The organism is Bacillus sp. FG16 (assembly GCF_057809515.1).
Window position 1 is genome coordinate 118705 of record NZ_JBMDKC010000003.1, and the last position, 23269, is coordinate 141973.

A 23269-nucleotide genomic window follows, 5' to 3' on the forward strand; every position below is an offset into this window, starting at 1 on the left:
CCCCATTATTTATCTAGGCTTTTTCTTCCCAGTAAATGCTGGTTTCTTTTTCTTAGGTGCTGGTGGCTTCGATTCTACAAATGTTCCTTTGAACATTTCTTGCTTCGTAAATACGATGCCTAGTTTTTTCGCAAATTGTAGTAATTTGCGCTCTTCTTGTGGAGTTACAAGAGATACGACAGTTCCTTCTTTACCCATACGTCCTGTACGTCCTGAGCGGTGAATATATTGGTCTACTGTGTCCGGTAATTCTAAGTGAATTACATGTGTTAAATCATCAATATCAATACCGCGTGCTGCAATATCAGTAGCAAGTAGAATTTCTAATTTTCCGCCGCGGAATGCACGCATCGTTGCTTCACGCTCTTGCTTACCTGCTTCTGCATGAAGAGCTGCTGCTTTCATTTTACGGAACTGCAATTTCTGAGTAATTTCATCTAAACGGAATGGGTCGTTTAAGAAAGCAACTGCTTTTACATCGCCCATATGCATAATTCTTCTTACATAATCATTTTTTTCGCGTCGCTCACAAATGATGTACGTATGCTCAACTAAGCTTTTTGACTCTGCACGTGTTACACGTACCACTTGTGGTTCAACTGCCAAATCACGTGCCGCGTCTTCTGCCGCTTTGGTAATTGTCGCTGAGAAGAATACTAATTGACGGTCGCGCATCGTTGATTTAATTACATCTTGTACTGCGCCCATCATCTTTTGTTTTACAATTTGATCAAACTCATCAAATACAATTGTTTTCACTTCATGCATTTTTAGCTTTTTCATACGAATTAATTCTAAAATACGTCCTGGTGAACCGACAATTACTCTCGGATGTTTCTTTAATTTTTCAACTTGGCGCTTAATATCTGCACCACCAATTAAAGATGCACCTGAAATTTCAGTTCCTGCTGTAAACTTTTGAACCTCTTCATGAATTTGCATTACAAGTTCACGTGTTGGCGCTAAAACAACAACTTGTGGCTGTTTTACTTCAGGATTAATTTTATGTAAAAGGGGTAATAAGTACGCTAACGTTTTTCCTGTTCCAGTTGGAGATTCAGCTATAACGTCTTGTCCTTCTAAAATAGTTGGAATCGCTTGTTTTTGAATTTCAGTTAATTCTTTAAAACCAGCCTTCTCCCAAGCTTGTTGTAAAAATGGTTGCATATCTTTTATCATTTGTTTTTCTCCTTTATCTCTATTTTTGAAGAAAATGCTGTATTGTTCGCACCGTTTCTATCATGTGTGAAATAACAGCTATTAAATCATCAACATGGTCTTCTGTAATCGCTTTTTGAAATAGAACCTCTACCTTATTATGATATGAAATCGCTCGCTTATTATATTCGTATGAAACTTTCTGCATAATCATTCTTTCTTTTCCCCATATAGAACGCATTAAAGTTTCAATTTCTTCGCATCCTACTTCTGGTTGTTCTAACGGGAATGAAAATGCTAGCTTCATTTCACAACCTGGTGTAAACTGAGGCACTTCTAGTATTTCACCAGACAAGTTCTTTGCATCCACAGATAATGAAAATGTTACTTCTACTAATGGCTCGAACGGTTCTGTTAATTGAAATGAGATATGATATATACGACTTAATGAGGCAAGGTCCATCATATCTTTTCGATCTGTTACAAGAATATCTCCATGTAGATCAAAATCATACACAGCACCTTCTACGATTACTTTTAAATTGTCAAAAGCAGTTGGATCAAACATAATTTCCTCCAAAAAACAGGCGCCTTTCGATGGAAAGGCGCCACTTGATGTATATATAGTTTACAGATAAACGAGATGAATTACAACCTTTTAGAATAAACCTACTGCTTTTCCATCTTCATTTACATCCATTTGAAGTGCTGCTGGTTGTTTTGGAAGACCTGGCATTGTTAACATTGTACCTGTTAACGCAACGATAAAACCTGCACCGATAGATGGTTTTAGCTCACGAATTGTAACGATAAAGTCGGATGGACGACCTAATTTCGTTGCATCGTCAGAAAGAGAGTATTGTGTTTTCGCCATACAAACTGGTAGGTTACTCCAACCTTCTCCTTCATATTGAGCTAATTGCTTACGTGCTTTCGGGGCAAATTCAATATCTTTTGCGCCATATACTTTTTGAGCAATTGTACGAATTTTTTCTTCTAATGGTAATTCTAATTCATAAAGTGGTGCGTAGTTGTTCTCACCTTTTTCGATTTCTTTTAGTACTTTTTCAGCAAGGTCAACTCCGCCTTGGCCACCCTTCTCCCAAACTTCTGTTAAGGATACTGCATAGCCACGCTCATTACACCACTCTTGTAAGTATGTAACTTCTGCATCTGTATCTGTAATGAATTTATTAATTGCAATTACGAAAGGCACACCGAAGCTTTGAATTGTTTCAACATGCTTCTGTAAGTTTTCCATACCTTTTGCTAATGCATCTACATTTTCTTCTTTTAATCGATCTTTTGCTACGCCGCCATGCATTTTAAGCGCACGAATCGTCGCAACAATAACAACTGCTTCTGGTTTAATGCCAGCTGCACGAGCTTTAATATCTAAAAACTTCTCAGCGCCTAAATCAGCACCAAATCCAGCTTCTGTAATAACATAATCACCTAATTTTGCTGCCATTGTCGTAGCGATAACACTGTTACAACCGTGAGCAATATTCGCAAATGGTCCGCCATGAATAATAGCTGGTGTATTTTCTAATGTTTGTACTAAGTTTGGTTTTAATGCGTCTTTTAATAATAGCGTTAACGCACCTTCTACACCTAAATCTTTAACCGTTACAGGTTGATTTGCAAAGTTATAAGCAACTACGATGCGAGATAGACGCGCTTTTAAGTCTTGAATATCTGTTGCAAGGCAGAATACGGCCATAATTTCAGATGCTACTGTAATGTCAAAACCGTCTTCACGTGGTACACCTTGTACAGGTCCACCAAGACCAATTACTACGTTACGAAGGGCACGATCATTTAAGTCAACACAGCGTTTCCAAACAATTTTACGCGTATCAATTCCAAGTGTGTTTCCTTGTTGGATATGATTATCAATAAACGCTGCTAATGCGTTATTGGCAGTTGTGATCGCATGGATATCTCCAGTAAAGTGAAGGTTAATGTCTTCCATTGGTACGACTTGTGAAAAACCGCCACCTGCTGCTCCACCTTTTAATCCCATCGTCGGTCCAAGAGATGGTTCACGAAGTGCAATTACTGTTTTCTTACCAATTTTATTAAAAGCTTGACCTAAACCAACTGTTACTGTTGATTTACCTTCTCCAGCTGGAGTTGGGTTAATTGCTGTTACTAAAACAACTTTACCGTCTTTCTCATCTTGTAAGCGCTTAAAAATATCAAGAGATAACTTACCTTTATAATGCCCGTATGGCTCTAATTCATCTTCTAAAATATTTAAATCAGCTGCAATTTCTTGAATCTTCTTCATACTCGCTTCTTGTGCGATTTCAATATCGGATTTCACTGTTGTAGTAGTTGTCATATACCCTAGTCCCCCTTTAATTGGTTCTGATGATATTGTATCAGTTTTTTGTATTTTCTGCACTTATTTACCTCCTAAAAATTCTTTCATTTCTTTATACGTTTTTTAACATAAATACCCATAAGAATGTTAACGATTGTTGTAACTCTGTAGGTAGTTGACCTAACATCTTCTCATTTACTCCGCGCTTATATACGCCGATGCCATCTATAACTTTAAAACCTTGTTCTTTCGCTAACTGTTCAAATTCCCAAGGCATCATCGTATTACAAACAACGTCTTTTCCATACAAGCGAGGATAACTGTTCTCTCGTGGCTTTGCTGTCGGTCCTAAAATTGCAATACATGCATATCCATCTTTCTTTAACACACGCTTTATTTCATTTAACGCTCGTAATGGCTCTTCAGTCCATTCTAAAGAATTAATTGCCATAATTGATTCAAATTGCTCATTTTCAAATGGTAATGCAGAAAGATCTCCTTTTATAAAGGATAAATTCGGTCCTTCTCCGCGCGACTTACCTTTTTGAATCATCACTTCCGATAAATCTACTCCCACTGCTTTATAGCCTGCGCGACTTAATTTATATGTACCGTACCCATCACCACAACCAACATCGAGCACTAGTGCTTCTTTCTTCACGTATTGTTCAAAAAACGGAATAATTGTGCTCCTACTCCCGCTGTCCCACATCTCTTGACTATTTTGATTCCAAAACTCCGCACTACTATCCCATTTCTTTTCTGCTGATTCATGCCAATTAAATTTCGTCATACATTCCCCTACCTTCACGCTTTATCACTCATTTCATTCTACATCATTTTCCAAAATTCCTGTTTTATCTTCATAAGGAGATATACATGCTAATGAAGGAATCTTTATTCTCCAATTTTTGCTTTACTTGGGTTTAACTCATACTCATGTTCTTCTCTTTATGAAAGATACTATAGGTACACCCAATTGAAAGAGAGGGATGTACATGCGAAGAAAGAGAAATCATCATTTTAAAAGTGGTGAAAAAAACGAAGAGTATGCAGCTGAAATATCACCAGCTGGCATTCCAATTAGACATAAGCGTAAAGAAATTGCAAATGAGATAGAAGGTACAAATACCGGTGCAATGGTAGGCTATGTCGCTTTATTTCTTTCGTTATTCTCCATTGCTTTTTATCCAGTTACGCTCGGCTCCCTAGCAATTTTAGTTGGCCTATTAGCTGTCAATTTCGGAGCAAGAACACTTGGATATACAGCCATTGGTTTTGGTAGTTTTTCTGTTTTATTTACTTTACTTTATCCGCTTGCTTTGTCAGCGTTTTAAAAAAACACACCAAGTCATACTTGGTGTGTTCATTCATGATACAACATAATATGACCGCATCCACAACAATGTTTCGCTGTAATTTCTTGAAACACTGGATAATTTTCTTCATCTCGATGCTCAATAAATACTTTTTCAAATCGATACATGTTTGGTGCATATGCCCAATCTTGTTTCGTACGTGCATATAACGTTGAGGAAAAAAACTCCTCACCGCCACAAACAATACATGTGTTCTTCATCAATACCCCTCCTATGCTTGTCTTACTTCATCTATATGAACATAAGCATAAAAAAAAGACCTTCTATTACTAGAAAGTCTTCTCTGAAACAAAAAGAAATGTACCAAACATTCCTACTCCGCTATATTCTTTTGAAACACCAGCTTCTGTTTTAAATGTTTGCTTTACAGTCATAAAGAATACACCATTTCGTGCATCTGTACTTTCAAATTGTAGTTTTTCTTTTTTACCATCTACATTTTGCGTGCATTCAAAACTACTCTCATTACAATTCAACGCATACTTATCCTGTACATACACTTTAAAATCTGATTCTTTCGGACAAGTTATAAGTAATATTGCCACGAGAATAATACTTATAATACCCACAATTGTATAATATTTCTTCATTTGTACTCCTTTCAAATGACAAGAAAACTTGACTTCATGCGCCAAGTTTTCTTAGTCAACAACCCATTGCCACTCTTGTTCTTTCTTATCAAAAATGAGCCAACCTGTTTCTGTTGCTTCCTCTTTCAATTCATCGATATTATCTAGCACCTCATCCGTACTTTCATACGAACCAACTACATATACCGGAATTTCAAGACCTCTTCTTGACTCAATTTTTCCTGCTAGATCAATGTAAAGACCATCTTCCATTAGTGGAATAAGTCCCATGATCAATTCTTTTGAAATTGCTGGGAAAATTTTTGATTTTTGGAAGAAAGAAAAACGTTTCTTACCGAAAGCACCGAGTTTATACGGAATGACTTTACTTAACATTCCTACAAAGTCAGCAATTCTGCGATAATACACTTTGTTGTACCAGCCGTCATCATGTGAAAAATAAACAAATCTATTTTTCAATAACGGAAAGAATGTTCTTGCAAGTGGTTCTTTTTTGTGAGCCAAATATAATAATTCTGCAATTTCCTTCGGCTCTAATTCATCTAAATCACTTGCATCATCAAAATCTACCCAACAAAATTCATCAAATTCATCAATCTCTGCTTGAATTAACTTATGTATATTTTCTTCCTCAACATATTCAAATAAAGTATGATAATGAAAATCCGTCCATTCAAAGTTATGCTTCAAAAGCAACACTTGATGAAGCGGTGAAGGGATGTTACTCGCAAACTCTTTAAACGTAATTCCTGATGTAATAAAACAATGACCTCGACGATTACCATTAATATATATCATATTCTTTACTTGGTCAGATCCTCCAGACAAAGCACCTAGCCACCTTCGTTTTATATGTTTCAATTCTATAGCATATTTTAACATGAAAAATTTTAGAAACATAGAAAAAACTTCAAAAACTATTTACAATTTCATGTGTTTTATTACATAGTGATTACAAGAAAAAACGCCTGCTCATAAGCAGGCGTTTTTAAAGGATATCATCTGGGTTTTGAGGGTGATGATTTCCCTCTTTCTTTTCTTCTTTTTGGAACATCGATTGAATTTTATCAATTGTTTGTGGAGCTAATTCAATCATTTTTTCTGCTAAATGTGTCGCATTTTGTAGATGAAGAATATTTACTCCATCTTTATTCACCACAAGAAATGCTACTGGTGTAATCGAAACACCACCCGCGCTACCGCCACCAAATGCAGGGTTACCGTTCGCTCTTTGTCCATCATTCGTTTGGAAATCAGAACCTCCTGCTCCAAAACCGAACGCCACTTTAGAAACCGTTAACACCACACCACCGTCAGCCGTTTGAACAGGCTCTCCAACAATCGTATTTACATCAACCATTTCTTTTAAATTTTCCATTGCCGCTTTCATTAACCCTTGAATTGGATGATCCACCGTTCATAACCTCCTTTGTCATATCTTTCCTAGTTTTTCCGAAAGTTTGTGAACTAAACATAAAATTTTATATTGATTTCAAAAAAATCAAGTTGTAATATTTAGAAAAATAAAAAAAGAGGTCGATTCGTTATGATGCGAAAATTAACAAAGAAAGATCATGAACAAGTATTCGCTTACCTAAAAGAAGAAGCAGCCCTTAACTTGTTTATTATTGGAGACATTGAAGCTTTCGGTTATGACACAGATTTTCAAGAATTATGGGGAGTATTTAAAGAGAATGGAACATTAAAATCAATTTTGCTCCGCTTTCATGAGGCATTTATACCCTATAGTAAAGAAGAATTTGTTACCACTGATTATGAGGCACTTCTTTCCGCATATAAGCCGCTTAAACTCTCTGGTAAGTCAACTATTGTAGAAAAGTTTGAAACTGCTCCAAGTCTACAATTAGGCGTCAAAAATGAAATGTATTTTTGTGAATGTCTAAATGACAACAACTTACCTAGCACACCAATTCATGAAACAATTAAACTTGCCTCACTCGATGATATAGAACGAATTATGAAATTACGAAGTGACATTGCTGAATTTCCGACTACTAATGAATCAGAGAAAATATTAAGGCAGGCTATCGAAACGAATACAGGACGCACATACTATATTGAAAAAGACGGTGCAATCATCGCATCCGCCTCTACTTCCGCTGAAAATTCATTATCCGCTATGGTAGTTGGTGTATGTACACACCCGAATTATCGTGGAAATGGCTACGCTTCACTCATATTACAAAAAATGATTCAAGACTTTACGAATGAAGGCCGAACGCTTTGTTTGTTTTATAATAATCCAGCTGCTGGACGAATTTATAAACGACTAGGATTTAAAGACATTGGGATGTGGACGATGTATCGATAATAAGAAGTAACTCTATAAGAGGAAATAGTCGTAACTTAGTAATACAAGCAAATTACAAAATAACTCACACCGTTATTATGAAGATGGAGAAACTACTTGTAAAGCCGTGCCCCTAACTAAAACATGTCATGTATTCAAGCTAAATTTAGACAGATAAACGCCCCAGTTGCATCTACTCCAGCAACTGGGGCTACATATTTATACTCAATTTCTTTCCACTACAAATAGAAATATTTATGAAACATTTATCACACTTATGTCGCTATTATCTTTCCGTACAAATGCCCTTCTAAATATTACTGCGTCTCATTATACTTTGCTTTAAAATCAATATATTCCTGTTTCGCATCTTGGTTATTACCTTGGTGACTATCAAAAGATGTATGTATTTGTGATATGTATTTTACTAACTTGCCTTCATCATTTCTTTTCTTATAATTTATTACAATACTTACTTCCAATATCTGCTTTGAACCATTTTTAGAATCAATATGCAATGCGATTGATCCACCATCATATTCATCATATTGTATTTTCAACTTATCATTAATGATACTCTGAAACTCTAATTCAGTTAGTTTGTATCCAACAGTACTAGGCTGATCAAACTTTTTTATATCATCCCCGGGCTTCATCTTTAGTTTCCCTATCCCTTTTAAACGATCTACAATTAAGTTCACATATGAAACATCCAGATTCGATTCCGGACTTTGTACCTGTCCATTTTTATACATAATATTGGTACGATAAACAACTTCTTCTTTATTATCTTTGCTGTCTACTGCTGAAGTAACCTCTTGTGTTGTATTTCCATATAAACTTTTATCTTTCGTATTATATATCCCTTCCGAAGTTTGATAGATTGTATTTCTATGTTCTCCATCTTCTTTTTGTTCATATGTACTATATATGCCTCTTTGTTCCACATACGCATATCCATCATCACTCGCAGACATTACCTTTTTCATGTCACCTTCATCCAAAGCTTTGACAAATGGCTCATATTCTATCTTCGTCTCCCCAAAACCACATCCACTTAATAAACTTGATACTATTAACAGAACTATCATCATCCTAGCTTTCTTCTTTAACTTCATACTGACACCCCGTTGATTTCTCTAGGCATTTTTAGGTTCATTACATTCCCATTTTGATAGTAATATAGTTCACCTTTACTTACCGGTATTTATTAACTCATACAGATTATGTTGAAGATACTTTAATTTTTAATAGCATCGATTTTTATACAATCCTTAATTGTTTATATATCCTGTTCGAATTTTCAGAAACCAAAACTTATTTTATTTCTTTGGCTTGCTTTTTTTCCTGCTCTTCATAAAGCTTTAGTCTTTTCTGACGCTCTCTTTCATGTTCCTCCCACGAAATATAAAATGATGGAAATTTAAATCTACAATAGGCTAATAATTGGAACTCTGCTGCACCTATGGCTACCGCGTACATGATTAGAGTTCCTCCCGCATACAATCCTAAAATATTTTGTGTATAATCATTATGCACATAAATTAAAATGAGAAGAGTTAACACATAAATTAGAGCACACTTAATTGCAGTCCTCTTTGTTTTACTAAAAAATGAAGAGGACTCTTCTCCCGTATTAAATGCCCCTTTACTTGCCTGTCTAAAAGTATCAATAGTCGCTAAAATATGTAAAATGACTGCACCTAAAAATAATAACCCGACATACATTAATGTAACTTGATCAATTGAATAATTTGACGCTCCTGGAATTATCAACATTGTAAATGTTATAGTGCCTAGCTGAAACGCATATAATAGTACCACGAGTGTTTGTAGTTTCTGAAATTTAAATGGCATCTTAGGAAACAAATAAATAATTAAAAAAATTACTTGAAGACTATAAAGCACCAACTCAAGGCTAACAATTATTTTATCAAAGAGAGTCGGGTAATAACTCCAACCAAACCTTATTAACCCTCCAATAAGAAAAAACATTATTAAAGAAATAAAAAACATCGTTCCAAACATAAATCCTGTCGCCCAATCGGGACTTAAGCGATTCTTGCAAGTACGTTTAAATTCATTTAAATCTTCTTCTTTTATATTCCACATATAATTACACCATCTTTTCTAAAATCATGTAATAACTCTATTTTTGTAGACAAACTGAGAGTAAATAAATGTTTTTAGTATTTCATATTAAACTAGCCTTTTTTACTTTTTTTAACAAACACAAAATACAGCGATAGCATTAGTATTAAGCCTATTCCACAAACCAATACACCTCCATATTCTTTCTGGTATAAAAAAATAAACATAGTAACAATATAGCTCGGTATTGACAAAATAATGAGCCACTTCCCCAGAAACTCTGCTACTTTATATAGAAGTAAAAAGATAAACATAATCCCCACAATAATAGGTGCTATTACACTTTCAAATAAACCTTTTTCTTTTTTTACAGCTTTAGAATCTTTATTCAAGATATTACATTCCTCCCTTTACTAGTTAATTTATGAATAATGTATTCATTCTATCTTCAATGTAAGTTTACGAGTATCATTTATAACTTTCATTTCAGTTTTTGTTTCGCTTTTGTTCTTTCTCTCTTATTCTTTTTCTATTTCCTATAAATTCGTGGCGTTCCTTTTCATGTTGTTCCCACGTAATATTAAATGATGGAAATTTAAAGCGACAATACACTAATAGGACGAATTCTGCTGATACTACAGCAAATGTATATAATATTATTGTTTGTACAACATAAATTGCCATTTGGCTAAATGTATAATTAAGATTTAAAAAAATTAATATAAGTAGAACCATTACACCAATTGTCATTCCAATCGATAAATATAATTTTGCGTTAGTAAAAAATGAGACGGCTGGTCCTTCCGATTTATATCCTCCATGTTTTGCCTTTTTAAAAACATCAATTGTAGTTACAATGTGAGTACAAAGCGCCCCTAACATTATTAAACCAATATAAACTAACGTTTTATTATTACTTGGAAAATCAAACATTCCTTCAACCATCATAACAATAAATGGTAATGTTGCTAATTGAAAAGAATAAAATAAAGTCACGATGGCTTGGAGTTTCTGTAATTTAAAAGCAACCTTTGAAGACATGAAAATTATTAAAAGAATCAACTCCAAAATGTATAACTTTACCTCAGATCGTACCAAAAATGTTTCAAAAGGTGTTAAAGAAATCTTATCACCGTTCAGCAAAACACCTAAAAACATGATGAGCATTGGTATAGAAGTATATGCAAAAACTCCCCCATAAAAAATTCTTATATAATCCGGACTTAATCGATTTCTATTTTCAATTTCAAAAAGACCCATATCTTCTTCTCTTATATTCCACATTCAGTTTTTCACCTTCTATACAGTTTAAATAATTTTCATTCACTAAATTCCCATTACATTCCTAATTTTTTAAGTACATTCATCTTTGTGTAACTAAATTTAGATAATCTTTTATGTATATCCTCACTACATTAATTACCGTACATAATCAGAATGCTTTTGATAGTTCAAATAGCCTTCTTTCTCCTCAAAAGCTCTAAATATTCTTCTCTCTTTCACTTAAGCATATTCCTCATACTCTATTTTTGTTTCCCCCGAAACTGCACTCACTTAGTAAAAACGTTACTGTCATCACAATTGTATCGAGATAATATAGCTTTAATTTTATCTTCAGAAAGGTGATAACCTCCCATCAACAATATGCTAAGAGGTTATTACAGTTATTTAAAATTTGTTTTTTATTTTAATGGATTCGATTTTTGCAAATAATAATGTTATTTAATTTGAGCAGCGAATATTAAAAACATACTGCTTAATAACTCGTTATCTTTCACATTATATACTCCATGAGTTGTTTGATATATTATCCTACTATGTTCACCGTCTTCTTTTTCTTCATAAGTACTATCGCTAACCTCTTCTTTCACATACGCATACCCATCATCACTAGCAGACATAACTGTCTTCATATCCCCTTCATCCAATGCCTTTACTAATCTCTCATACTCTATTTTTGTTTCCCCAAAACCACATCCACTTAATAAACTTGATACTATTGACAGAACCATCATCATCTTAGCTTTCTTCTTTAACTTCATACTTACACCCTTATTCAATCAAAATAAGCTTTTCTCTTTCCATTTTGGAAGAGGAAAGCTTATTTCCTTTTTAATTTATTTTTTTCCCTTTATTTCTATCTCTTGTTCTTGTTGTTTCTTTTTATTTTTTTCAATTACTTTTTCAACAAACTCATTCCGCCACATTTTAAACTTAGCTGCGAATTGACCTTCAATTTTATTTCGATACCCTTCAAATTTAACCTCTGCAATATCCGCGTGGTTAAATAATTTATACGTTTCTTCGGTTAAACCCACTGGATGCAACACTCCGCCATAATCATAGAATGTGTTTTCATCAAGTAATAAACCTCTCGTAGTGATTACATACTCCACATCTTCCTCTTCTTTAAGACCCAATCTCACAACACTTCCTAAAGGTAATACTTTATCCATATAGTCTTTCATATTAATTCACTGTCCCTTTTAGTACGCTAATTTTCTCTTCTATTTTTTGTCTTTTTTTCTCTAATTGACGGATACGATCAATAAATGCCTCACGTGTTTTTCCTTGTAATGTGCTATCAATACTACTCTCTAACCTTCTAATATCCCCTGTTAAAGATGCAGCTGCTTTTTCCAATTGCACTACAACGTTTATAATTTGTTCTCGTCCACCACTAGCCGGAAATGTGCTATGAACTCTTGACATTATCGTATGTAAATCCACCTTCATACCCCTCTCTTTTAAATTTATAAACTTGGAGTTTTAATAATATGAAACTGCTCCTAATTCTTCGTCTTTTGCAAACATAGAAAATACCGCTTCTGAAACATCGTCATTTAATTGCTTTAAATCTTTCGATAACTCCTTCACATCTTTAGCAATTTCACCTAATAAAGAACGGTTTAACCCCCTGCTGTTATCATTCATAAAGAGATTTAATAATGAGTGACGATGACTTAATATATGTTCAGATACAATTGCAGCTACATTTGTGTCAACCACAAAATCTCCTTTAAACAAATCTAATAAATCTTGGACGTAAGAAGCTGCTACTTCTTTCGCAATTTCTAAAATTTCACTTGTAGCTAAATATACTGCAACACTTCCAGCTAAAAAGTTTATAGCAGTATTAAATACAGACTCTAATACTTCTAAAACTTTTTCCTTACATTTCGCTAAAGTTGTTTCAATCCACTCTACAGCTGTATCTACTGCGCCTTTAATTTCGATTGTAGCCATTATGCTAAATTGAATTGCTTCTGCTGTAATTTGAGATTTTAGCCCTTCATACTTTTTATGGAGGTTATAAATACTTTCTGCCACTTGACCCTTTATTTTTCTATATTCTCTCCCAGCTTGTACAGCATCTGAATAGGTAAGTACCCCCCATAAAATCGGTGAAAGCGGTGTTCCTTTTAGAATAAAGTTTATTCCTATACCTGCGACTTGTTCTTCCGCTAAAGAAACTTGCCTTCCAAACTTTTTATTTATAAGTCCTGTATAAAAAGCACCTGCCGATTGGGTAAACTCTACAAAACCTGGAATTATATCCCCTCCAGTATCATTAGTACTGGTTAATTTATCAAACCATATTAACTTGCCATGATTATCATAATCTTTCTTAGAAAAAACATAAGAATGCCATGCTTGGTTTGGAATTATATACATTCTCCCAGGTATTGTAAAGTCCGCCAATTTTATTCCGAGATGTAATGGATCCTTTTCGTTAATAACATTCCTAATATTATTCATATCAAATCCATTACCAAATTTATCAACATCTCGGTTTAATACAGGTGCTGGATTTAATGTTAATGATTCAATATTATCTTCTTGGTGTCTTAGCGATACGGTATTAGCTATACCACCACCTAATGAATGCCCTGTTACACTAATTTTGGCAGAAGGGTTATCATGTTTAACCTTCAAATAAAATTCTTCTCCTTGATCATACTGTCTAACTGTAAAATCGTGTTCCAAATCACCTAACACTATTTTATTTGCACCTGTTATATTATGTCCTCCAATTTCACCATCTGTTATTGCATCCGTTACATCTTCTGTTCCTACGTACGTTATTATAATTTCCCCTGTTGTTTTATCTTCAAAAGCATACGCTGCAAATCCAGTATTTTCATCTACTTTATGATCTAAATACTTTGCGTTAAAGTTTTCTTGTAATCTCTTTATATTTTTTTCGTCTGATTTATCATAAGGATATCTTCCTTCCCTAAAAGAATAAATATCAGTTCCAGACAGTTCTAATTTACCCCAATCAGAAGCTATCTTTAAATCCTTATCTTGCTCCTCATTGTTTTTCATTCCAGTTCCTCCCGTTTCTTAATCACTTTATATTTCCGTAACTTACTTTATAGTCTGAGTATTCATTTTTTGCATCTTGTTCATTATCTCCTTTTTTATTAAAATACGTTTTTATTTGAACCATATTTTCTAATAAATTCCCCTCATCACTCTTTTTCTTATAATCTATATCAATACTTATTTGTAATATTTGTTTGGGTTTTTTTGCAGAATCAAGATGAATTACAATTGTTGCTCCCTCATATTCATCATATTGTATTTTTAGTTTGTCATTTAAAATACTTTGAAATTCTGATTCAGTTAGTTTATACCCAACAGTATTAGGCTGATCAAATTTCTTTATATTATCACCTGGTTTCATATTTAGTTTCCCTATCCCTTTTAAACGATCTACAATTACGTTCACATATGAAACATCCAGGTTTGAATTTGGACTTTTCACCTGCCCATTTTCATACTTAACATTAGTACTATAAATAGTTTCCTTTTTATAATTTTCATTTGTCCTTTTTTGCTTATTATCTTCTATATCCGTAGCAATTGTTTGTATCGTGTCACCATAAAAAATTTTATCTTTTGTATTATATACACCTTCAGTAGTTTGACGAATTGTTTTACTATGCTCTCCATCTTCCTTTTGTTCAAATGTACTATATATACCTCGTTGGGCCACATAAGCATACCCATCATCACTCGCAGACATTACCGTACTCATATCCTCTTCTTCTAATGCCTTAACAAATCTCTCATACTCTATCTTCGTCTCCCCAAAACCACACCCACTTAATAAACTTGCAACTATTGACACGACTATCATCACCTTAGCTTTCTTCTTTAATTTCATACTGTCACCTCGTTAGTTACTCTAGGCATTTTTAGTTTCATTATGTTCCCTTTTTGGTAGTAGTACACTTCATCTTTACCTAATGGTGCTTCGTTGCTTATATATTTTATGTTGAAGATACTTTGATCATTTAATGGCATTGCGATAATTGCTGCTGTTAGTTTACTTCTCATTTTCATAGGTACAGCTTCACGATTTCGGTCCATGTAGTCATGGTGACCTGCTAATACAAAGTAAATACCTACTGTACGAGATAGATCAATTAAAGTCGCTGCATCCTCCATTTCTAAATAAACAAATTTACTAAACTCTTCAACATTTGTCATGATAATGAGTTGTTTTGTGAATGTAGGAATTTCTCTACCTTCTTGTCTTGCTTGTGCTAATTCAAAAGCTCGTTCGCGAATTACTTCCATCCAATACTTCGCATGCATATTGATTTCATTTTCGTCTACAATATAATGCGTCACATTATCTTTATATTGAACGAAACTATACTCTGCTGTATCCACCAACGTCACACTTTCAAAATAATCTTTATTCAATTGAGATAGGATGCTAGATACAATTTGTTTTCTCATACTATCATCTACACTATAAATCATTAAATGATCATTCACTGCAATATCATGAGCTACAACTTCTACGTTTGCAAAATCAAGCCCCATTGGAATTCTTGCTGCTTGTAGAGCTTTTGTAACGTCTTTATTTTTACGATAAGTAGCAATATCAATCACTTCTGGCATCATTGGAATTGCCTTCGGACGTTCTCCATCCCATTCTCGATCCATATCATTTGCTTCTTGTTGTAATAATTGAATTTGTTGTAGTTCATCTTCTGCTTTCGTAGGCAATGCAGCCTGGAATAATGTAGGAGATTCTAGTTTTATTAACGCTCTTCCTGCTGTTTCTTCCACTTTTATATCAGATCTCCCTACAATACTAGCTACTTCACTTTGATCAATCATATATAGGCAAGTTTGGATTTTAATATTATTGTACAATTGAATTCTAAGTGCATTTTGTCGCCCTGCACTAATTAAGGTATGAATTCCTAAACTTGCACCATCTCGGACAATTTGCATAATTAGCATTTCAAAGCTTTCATAGAACTTTGCTTCTTTTACTGCATCATAATTGTCGATTGCAATAATAATATGTGGTATTTCTTTCCCACTTGCCTTTTCATACATTTCAATATTTGCAACGTCATATTCACTTAATAATCGTTTACGATTTTTCATTTCTTGAGTTAATCTTTCAACAAACTTTAAACATTTTTCAGATTCGTCAATCGTAATCGTATCCGCTACATGAGATAATCCTTTTAAAGGTAGAAGACCATTTGTTCCAAGGTCCACTAAATACACATGCAAATGCTCCGGACTATGCTGACGAGCTACATCCATAATGACTGATTGTAAGAATGTTGATTTTCCGTAGCCTGGACTTGAGAAGACCGCTACGTGTCCGTCTTTACTAATATCTAAAGTTAATGGTGTTTGTGATTGTAATTCAGGCTGATCTAGTAGACCAATTGTTGCTTGTAATGGTTTCTTTTCTTTCGTCCATGCTTCTTTGAACTGAATAGCATGTAAGTCTTGTAAATATACGCTTTCTGGAAGTGGTGGTAACCACGGTCTTGCTAAGGCTTCAATTTCATTTATTTCTGCGTAATCGTGAATGTAGTCAATAACAGCATCCAGTTCAGATGGTACGCTTATTACTTCTTTACTGCTACCAAGTCCACTTAAGTCTTCACTTAATATTTCATATTGTCCTAGATCATTTATTGCATATATTGTTGCGTCTAAATGTTCTTTATCCTCTTTGTTTTCTACATAGTCTGCTCCGCTCCAAGCTGATTGGAATAGTTCATAAATTTCATTATTCCCAACTTGTAAGTAAGCACGTCCTGGCAATGTAATTTCAGCAGCATCTGGTGTTTTTAAAATTTCATTACTATCTGACGTATTTTGAACTTTTAATGCTAGTTTGAATTTCGAGTTACTCCAAATTTGATCATCTACAACACCACTCGGTTTTTGCGTAGCTAATATTAAATGGATTCCGAGCGAACGACCGATACGCGCTGTTGAAACTAACTCTTTCATAAACTCTGGTTGTTCTGACTTCAGTTCCGCGAATTCATCACTAATTAAAAATAGATGCGGCATCGGCTCACTTACTAAGCCTTCTTTATACAGTTTTTGATACTGATTAATATGGTTTACATCATTTTCACCAAATAATCGTTGTCTTTTCTGTAATTCAGCTTTAATTGATGCGAGCGCTCTCATACTTTGTGCTCCATCTAAGTTCGTAATTGTTCCTAATAAATGCGGTAAGTTTTTGAATAAATTCGCCATTCCGCCGCCTTTATAGTCAATTAGTAAAAAGGCTACTTCGTACGGGTGGAAATTGACTGCTAGAGATAAAATATACGATTGTATAATTTCCGATTTACCTGAACCTGTTGTACCTGCTATTAATCCGTGTGGTCCGTGTGCTTTTTCGTGTAAGTTTAAGTTTACGATATCTTCTTTCCCACGTAATCCAAGTGGTACAGCTAAAGATTTATGCGCTGCATTTTTCTCCCAACGACTTGTGATATTCAGTTCTTTTATTTTTTCAACGCCGTACATTTCTAAAAATGTTACGCTTTCTGGAATACTATTTTTTAAGTTTTGCAAATGATTTAATGGTGCTAATGCCCGTGAAATATCTTCTAAATTGAATCCTTTTGGCACATGGTTTAGCTTAAATTGACGGTTAACAAGTTCTCCTTGCTCTAAGATGATGTTCCCTTGTTTTGCATCTCTTATATCTATTACCGTTTTCACATGCTCCGGTAAACTTTGCATAACATCTTGTACAAATACAAGCGATACACCTAATTGACTCGGATCATCATTAAAGAACTCCATAACAACATGGTCTAATATTAGTTTTTCATCTGTAATGAGAACGACATAGTGCGGTGCAAAGTACATTTTTTCATTAGTAGAACTTTTTTCATCTAGTTTTAATTTTCGTTCTTTCAATATTTGATACAAACTATTTAACACTTGATCACGGCTACGATCATGGTATACAAATCCACGTACATTTATATCGCGAACACTTCCATGAGGTAACCAGCGCATCCAATCCCATTTTTCTTTTTCCTCTTCCGGAAAAATAGTAATAAACTGCAAGTCATAATAACTATGGAATAAAGCCGTTTGTGCAACTAATAATTGTAATTGCTCTAACACTAAAGAGCGTTGACCAATATAACCGACTGGTCCATTCATTAAATCTGTTACAACTGGTACATCTTCCAATGATAGATAACGCTGTCTTAGTTCACGTGCTATATCAATTAATTCATCTTTCGTTTGACTAAATTCTTCTTCATTAAATTGAATTTCAAAACTCGTATTAGCTTGTCCTGTTCCAACGCTAAATGTTAAGAAATCATGATGTAACATTGTTTTTTCATAAATTCGAGGATTTACTTGAACTGCCATATTACGTATTACTTCTACATTTGGATTGTGATAATGTAATGCGTGACGCTGTTTTTCACTTTCTGCATGTAAATCTTTCGTTTTTTGTTTTATATACTCTCTATAGCTTTTATCTCGTTCAACAATGTCGACTTTATATTGCTTCAAATTTTTAATATACGATGTGACAGAAACAATGATTGTTACTAATGTCATCGCAATCGATGCGATAATAAACATTCCATATTTCATGAAAATAGCAAGTAATACGGTTACGACAATCATGACAAGTGAAGGTGCAATGATTCTTGCTAAATGCTCCGTTGGTTTTGATGGCATACTTGAAGGCTTTGCAATTGTCATTTTCTCTTCTGGTTCACGGTAAATAATACGTGGTGAACGATGATAGTCTGGATAACCACTTTGATAATTTGTTTCTGATTCTACTAAAATAGGTAACTCAGATTTCACTTTATCTTCTGAAGAAAGTACTTGAATGTCTTCACTACCAATCTCCAATAAAATACCATCAAAATATAATACGTCTCCTGATTCCAACATAACGCTATCTTTTAACTTCGTATAATTATGAAATACATCCCCGCCATACACGTTCACTTTAAAAGAATCGTACAACGTTTCGCGAGATAGCATTAAATCTACACTAGTCCCAGTAATAGAAATATCATCGTAATCGTTTTGACTCACTGTAAGAGAATGTTTCATTCCGATATCAAACACTTTAGTTGTACCAACAATAGATATAAAGATTTTCAAGCTCACATCTCTTGTTTTCCCAATCTCAATTTCCTTATTAAATTCTATTAACTGATCCTGTACCATCCAAGCATTTACTTCATTATTCCACTTTAACTCTACTTCTTGTTCTAAACTTGGATTCGTAATATCATTTGTCCACTCTTTTCCAATCGACACTATTGATTGCTCATTTGGATGTAATGTGCACTTATATATTTTGTCTCCATAAGTCAATACTAATAGTTGCTCCATCCGTGTTCACTGCTCCTTTTCAACTGTCTCATCAAGTGCTTACTCTTTTTTCTCCGTGTCCGACAAATTTTTATCGCTTGATGAATTGCCATATTTCTTTTTATATTCATCTAATTGTTGCTCATATGTTTTTAACTTTTGATCACGTTCTTCCCCTGATAAATCCGGATTATTTTTCAGTGATTCAATTTGTTTAACAAGGCCGTACATAATAAGCTGAGGATCATCAAGTGTCTTAGCTAAATCTAATGATTTATCAAAATTACCTTTTCCGTTATACATCCAATACAGCAAATACTTTTCATCACTTTTCAAACTAATGTTTTTCATAATCGATTTCTTTTGAGCTTCACCTAGTTTTTCAGCTGTAATGTATGCAAATGCTAACTCATATTTAGATGCAATCGGTAATGATTCAAACTCCTCCTCATTCAATTGCGTAATGACTTTGTCATAATCAGTTGCTATGAAACTTGCATTTGCTTCTAACAATTTATTTTGATAAGGAAATTTTATAAAAGTGAAATATATTAAAGGAGCAGCTAAAATAACTGTCGCCGCTATGAAGGAAAAAGCTAAGTATTTAAATGATTTATAGCTTTTTTTAGGTACTAACTGCATATTTTTTTCTGTTTTTGTTTGTTCCTTCTCAAAGCTGTCATTAAGAAACTGCAGTAATGCATCTAAGCTTTCCATTTGAGCAACGGTCTGTTCAAATGTTGTTTCTTTTGCATCTTTTAGTAACCCAGCATACAAATCATCAAAGTTATGTTTTTGGGAGAATAAAGCAATAATTAGACATTTATATTGTGTTAAAAATTGCTCTTCTAATAACGGGGTTGGCGGAACAATATCTCGAATTCCTCTATGTATAATACTTGGTATTAAATTAGCATTAAAAACTATATTGTCTGGATGTAAAAAGAACGTGATTCGTTTATTTAAATATTTACGAAACTGCGCAACATTCCGAAGTAGTCTTAATTTCTCATTTCTTCCAAAACGGCTAAGATCGTCCCACTTATATAATTTTTTATCTACTTGATATAGAAACGTAAACATATCATCCGTTTCTTCTATTTTTAATGGTACAAATTCAGATGATTCGTCCGTAATTATATCGAATTGACGGAAGTCTTTTATACGTGTTTGAGATTTGGTCATCTCCAATTTCCAATTTTCTTTTTCTATTTGAAATTGATAGTTCATTGCATCAATTTGAATTATTTTTTCCGTCATGTTTATCCTCTTCTCCTTTTCTTTATAACCCGTAATAACTTATTTTCAAATAACTAAAAGTAAAAAATATTCTTTATAAAACTTGCAAAATATCTCCATCTGTTATTTGGTGATCAATTAAACAATCATTATCTGTTAAAACAATTGACTTATTTTTCACTTTAATTACAAAATGTGAACCTTCATGATTATCAATCTTTAGCGTATCTAATAAGTTTTTTAATAAATATTTAATAGATTGATGATTCGGAATACGCAAATCATATGTATTTCCATTCCATTTACTAAAATCTACTGTCACATTGATATGTGTTTGTATTGCCATCGCTTTACCTCCAACTTTTACGAAGAACCGTATAAATACCGATGCAAATAAGTAGAATGCCGCCGCCAAATAATAATATTATTGTTATACTAATTGGTTCTTCATTCATTGTTTCATTACTCGCTACTTCATCTGCACTTTTTCTGACAATGTATTCACTGCTAAACAAACTATTTTTCGTATCTTTAACACTATTATTCTCTTTTTGTTTTATAAAAAGAGAATCTCGCAGAGCTTCCATATCTTTTTGTTCTTTCTTTTTCTTTTTCTCAATTTCTTCTTCTATATCTTGGTTAAATAACTCAATTGATGCTTTATCTAATTCTGTTTCCTTATGTTCCTTTTTATTTTTTTCTTGGTCGCTTTCTTCAAGTCGATCCACTTTAAACTTAATCTTCCCATCATCACCAAGATAACTGTCAGCCGCGCTCCTTATCGGTAGCGCGACAAACAGTAAAAGGATAGAGAGAAATGATAACTTAGCCACTATGCTCCATTGTTTGATCATTTACTTCTTTTTCCTCCCATTTCTTATGCCATACAAATAGATTACTAACCAATCCAATAATGGCAATTACAAACAATACGACAAAAATAACTTTCCCAGTATCTTTCCCACTAATAAAATCATTTAGAAAACTTTCTATATACTGAAGCGGTGAGAATTGACGTATCTTTCCGACAGAAGACATTTGATCTACTTTACTTCCAACTGCCTCAGTTAAAAATAGGTACATGCTTAAAAATACTAATAGTATAAACATTCCTACCATTTTTATTTGTCGTAATAAGTAGGTTGAGACCAATACAAACGCCATCATAATAAATGTGATGAACGCAATCCATAGCAAACTTTGATCCTGACCGAACTTTAAAAGACGCCCAGAAATGATACCTATACTAATTCCTTCCACAATTGATATACCGAAAGCTACTACTGTAGTTGGTACATTCATATCAATTAATGAGAATTTCTCTTCAAAATGATCCGATTGCATTCGTTTCTTTTCTTGATTCGCAATTGCGTATGCTGTAAATAATGCAACAATGAAACAAGTTAATACAATTAAGTACGGTGTAAAAGCATTACCTGCTACAATTACTCCATCATTTTGCTTTTGAACTGGACTAGCTAAAAAGTCATATAGCATTTCATTTTGACGATCTCCAATACGACTATTCGCTAAAATTTTCGTAAAGTTTTTGGAGAATGATTTATCATCTTCCATTTTCTTTGTAAAGTCATTTAATAATAAATCAGCTTTTGAAACAATTGTCGTTCCGCTGTCTTGAATTTCTTTTGCTTGTCCATTAATTTGATCAAATGTTTTATATACATCGTCTGAAGTTGCTAAACTATGCTTCGAACTTTCGACCAATGACTGACTTTGCATCATTAATGATTTAATACCAGAATCTAACGATAAAACAGCCGTTTGCTCACCAGCATGATTTGTTGTTACTACTTGCTGCTCTTCAACTAGCTTTAAGCTATTCTCACGCCATTTCGCTAAACCTTTTACATACTCTCCTAAATTTTCATTCATACTAGTCGCTTGTTGCGTCGTTCCATTTAATTTCTCCGCTAGTAGCATAGAATTTTGATCCGCACTAGTAATAGATTGTTGATAAGAGTTTATTTTTTGTTTTAAACCTGACATATCTTGCTTTATTTCTGTAGTAATACTTGATGAAACAAGATTTGAAATTAAATCAATTAAGCTTTGTTTATTTAATACGTAGTACAAAGATTGATCCGTCGCAATTGCATCTAAACTTCCCTCTTCTAACTTAGGACCTACATCTTTCGTTCTTAAATCAATCCCATAATACATTTCGTAAAGGCTCATTAAACCTTGATAACTTTCGACTGTATCTACTGCTTCTTTTATTAATACACTAGAAGTAATATCTGGTATTTTTTCTGTTTTTTGATGTATAACTTGATTCGTTGTACTTTCAATAATTTTTGAATTGCTACCGTTATCTGTCCCAGTGTCTGGCTTCTCTCCTGTATCAGGTTTTTCTCCTGTGTCTGGATTTCCTCCTGTATCAGGTTTCCCTCCTGTATCAGGTTTCCCTCCTGTGTCTGGATTTCCTCCTGTATCAGGTTTCCCCCCATGCCCATCAACTTAAGAGAACAAATAAAATGAAATTCCCTTCAAAAGGGTT

At 33.7% G+C, this 23269-nt stretch carries 21 protein-coding genes and 4 pseudogenes; 2 read left to right on the forward strand and 23 right to left on the reverse strand.

Features of this window, described 5'->3' with window-relative positions; translation table 11 throughout:
* Positions 1–9: 9 nt before the first annotated feature.
* The 4 genes from ACODS7_RS02570 to ACODS7_RS02585 form a co-directional block, all read right to left on the reverse strand.
* On the reverse strand, positions 10–1179 hold the full coding sequence (locus ACODS7_RS02570) for a DEAD/DEAH box helicase (protein ID WP_000588611.1): 1170 nt from the start codon (positions 1177–1179) through the stop codon (positions 10–12).
* Positions 1180–1198: 19 nt separating this feature from the next.
* Positions 1199–1726 carry a hypothetical protein gene (locus ACODS7_RS02575; RefSeq protein WP_243168130.1) on the reverse strand — a complete coding sequence of 176 codons (528 nt, stop codon included), beginning with the start codon at positions 1724–1726 and terminating at the stop codon, positions 1199–1201.
* 90 nt (positions 1727–1816) lie between these two features.
* Positions 1817–3505, reverse strand: coding sequence for a formate--tetrahydrofolate ligase (locus ACODS7_RS02580; protein ID WP_276585658.1), 1689 nt, complete (start codon positions 3503–3505; stop codon positions 1817–1819).
* A 94-nt stretch (positions 3506–3599) separates the two neighbouring features.
* On the reverse strand, positions 3600–4280 hold the full coding sequence (locus ACODS7_RS02585) for a class I SAM-dependent methyltransferase (protein WP_016081900.1): 681 nt from the start codon (positions 4278–4280) through the stop codon (positions 3600–3602).
* A gap of 205 nt (positions 4281–4485) precedes the next feature.
* On the opposite strand from ACODS7_RS02585, the gene ACODS7_RS02590 reads away from it, so the two are divergent.
* Positions 4486–4824 carry a hypothetical protein gene (locus ACODS7_RS02590; RefSeq protein ID WP_001253201.1) on the forward strand — a complete coding sequence of 113 codons (339 nt, stop codon included), beginning with the start codon at positions 4486–4488 and terminating at the stop codon, positions 4822–4824.
* Between the two features lie 29 nt (positions 4825–4853).
* Here the strand turns inward: ACODS7_RS02590 and ACODS7_RS02595 are convergent, their stop codons facing one another.
* The 4 genes from ACODS7_RS02595 to ytfJ form a co-directional block, all read right to left on the reverse strand.
* Positions 4854–5066 (reverse strand): hypothetical protein, encoded by a 213-nt coding sequence (locus ACODS7_RS02595; RefSeq protein ID WP_000798747.1) that lies wholly within the window; start codon positions 5064–5066, stop codon positions 4854–4856.
* Between the two features lie 69 nt (positions 5067–5135).
* The gene (locus ACODS7_RS02600; RefSeq protein ID WP_000761174.1) at positions 5136–5456 is read right to left on the reverse strand and encodes a hypothetical protein; all 321 of its coding nucleotides are present in this window, start codon (positions 5454–5456) and stop codon (positions 5136–5138) included.
* A 51-nt stretch (positions 5457–5507) separates the two neighbouring features.
* Positions 5508–6284: an oxalate:formate antiporter gene (locus ACODS7_RS02605; protein ID WP_000014087.1), complete on the reverse strand. Its 777-nt coding sequence runs from the start codon at positions 6282–6284 to the stop codon at positions 5508–5510.
* A gap of 160 nt (positions 6285–6444) precedes the next feature.
* Positions 6445–6870: a GerW family sporulation protein gene (gene ytfJ, locus ACODS7_RS02610; RefSeq protein ID WP_016081901.1), complete on the reverse strand. Its 426-nt coding sequence runs from the start codon at positions 6868–6870 to the stop codon at positions 6445–6447.
* A 132-nt stretch (positions 6871–7002) separates the two neighbouring features.
* Between ytfJ and ACODS7_RS02615 the strand changes: the two genes are divergently transcribed.
* Positions 7003–7788 (forward strand): GNAT family N-acetyltransferase, encoded by a 786-nt coding sequence (locus ACODS7_RS02615; RefSeq protein ID WP_016081902.1) that lies wholly within the window; start codon positions 7003–7005, stop codon positions 7786–7788.
* A gap of 296 nt (positions 7789–8084) precedes the next feature.
* On the opposite strand, the gene ACODS7_RS02620 is transcribed toward ACODS7_RS02615, so the two are convergent.
* The 15 genes and pseudogenes from ACODS7_RS02620 to ACODS7_RS02690 all read right to left on the reverse strand — a co-directional run.
* Positions 8085–8885, reverse strand: coding sequence for a DUF3952 domain-containing protein (locus tag ACODS7_RS02620; RefSeq protein WP_043938468.1), 801 nt, complete (start codon positions 8883–8885; stop codon positions 8085–8087).
* 199 nt (positions 8886–9084) lie between these two features.
* Positions 9085–9879, reverse strand: a complete 795-nt coding sequence (locus ACODS7_RS02625; RefSeq protein ID WP_043938469.1) for a hypothetical protein — start codon at positions 9877–9879, stop codon at positions 9085–9087.
* Between the two features lie 92 nt (positions 9880–9971).
* Positions 9972–10250, reverse strand: a complete 279-nt coding sequence (locus ACODS7_RS02630) for a hypothetical protein (RefSeq protein ID WP_043938470.1) — start codon at positions 10248–10250, stop codon at positions 9972–9974.
* 94 nt (positions 10251–10344) lie between these two features.
* Positions 10345–11142, reverse strand: coding sequence for a hypothetical protein (locus ACODS7_RS02635; RefSeq protein ID WP_043938471.1), 798 nt, complete (start codon positions 11140–11142; stop codon positions 10345–10347).
* A gap of 476 nt (positions 11143–11618) precedes the next feature.
* Positions 11619–11900, reverse strand: a pseudogene (locus ACODS7_RS02640) (DUF3952 domain-containing protein); the annotation flags it as partial.
* A gap of 75 nt (positions 11901–11975) precedes the next feature.
* A complete protein-coding gene (locus tag ACODS7_RS02645; protein ID WP_043938474.1) occupies positions 11976–12326 on the reverse strand; it encodes a DUF4176 domain-containing protein in 351 nt (116 codons plus the stop codon).
* A gap of 1 nt (position 12327) precedes the next feature.
* Positions 12328–12588, reverse strand: coding sequence for a hypothetical protein (locus tag ACODS7_RS02650; protein ID WP_000363098.1), 261 nt, complete (start codon positions 12586–12588; stop codon positions 12328–12330).
* 39 nt (positions 12589–12627) lie between these two features.
* Positions 12628–14187, reverse strand: coding sequence for a lipase family protein (locus ACODS7_RS02655; protein ID WP_043938475.1), 1560 nt, complete (start codon positions 14185–14187; stop codon positions 12628–12630).
* A gap of 22 nt (positions 14188–14209) precedes the next feature.
* Positions 14210–15031, reverse strand: coding sequence for a DUF3952 domain-containing protein (locus ACODS7_RS02660; RefSeq protein WP_088114935.1), 822 nt, complete (start codon positions 15029–15031; stop codon positions 14210–14212).
* Positions 15028–19230, reverse strand: a pseudogene (gene essC / locus ACODS7_RS02665) (type VII secretion protein EssC); the annotation flags it as partial. The gene ACODS7_RS02660 and the pseudogene essC, both read right to left, overlap by 4 nt.
* A 21-nt stretch (positions 19231–19251) precedes the next feature.
* Positions 19252–19533: pseudogene (locus tag ACODS7_RS02670) on the reverse strand (FtsK/SpoIIIE N-terminal domain-containing protein); the annotation flags it as partial.
* A 39-nt stretch (positions 19534–19572) separates the two neighbouring features.
* The gene (essB, locus tag ACODS7_RS02675; RefSeq protein WP_098629210.1) at positions 19573–20772 is read right to left on the reverse strand and encodes a type VII secretion protein EssB; all 1200 of its coding nucleotides are present in this window, start codon (positions 20770–20772) and stop codon (positions 19573–19575) included.
* Between the two features lie 73 nt (positions 20773–20845).
* Positions 20846–21097 (reverse strand): EsaB/YukD family protein, encoded by a 252-nt coding sequence (locus tag ACODS7_RS02680; RefSeq protein WP_098629211.1) that lies wholly within the window; start codon positions 21095–21097, stop codon positions 20846–20848.
* A 4-nt stretch (positions 21098–21101) separates the two neighbouring features.
* Entirely contained in the window at positions 21102–21605 is a 504-nt protein-coding gene (essA, locus tag ACODS7_RS02685) for a type VII secretion protein EssA (RefSeq protein ID WP_000595661.1), read from the reverse strand.
* Positions 21577–23226: pseudogene (locus tag ACODS7_RS02690) on the reverse strand (MFS transporter); the annotation flags it as partial. The pseudogene ACODS7_RS02690 and the gene essA, both read right to left, overlap by 29 nt.
* Between the last annotated feature and the right edge of the window lie 43 nt (positions 23227–23269).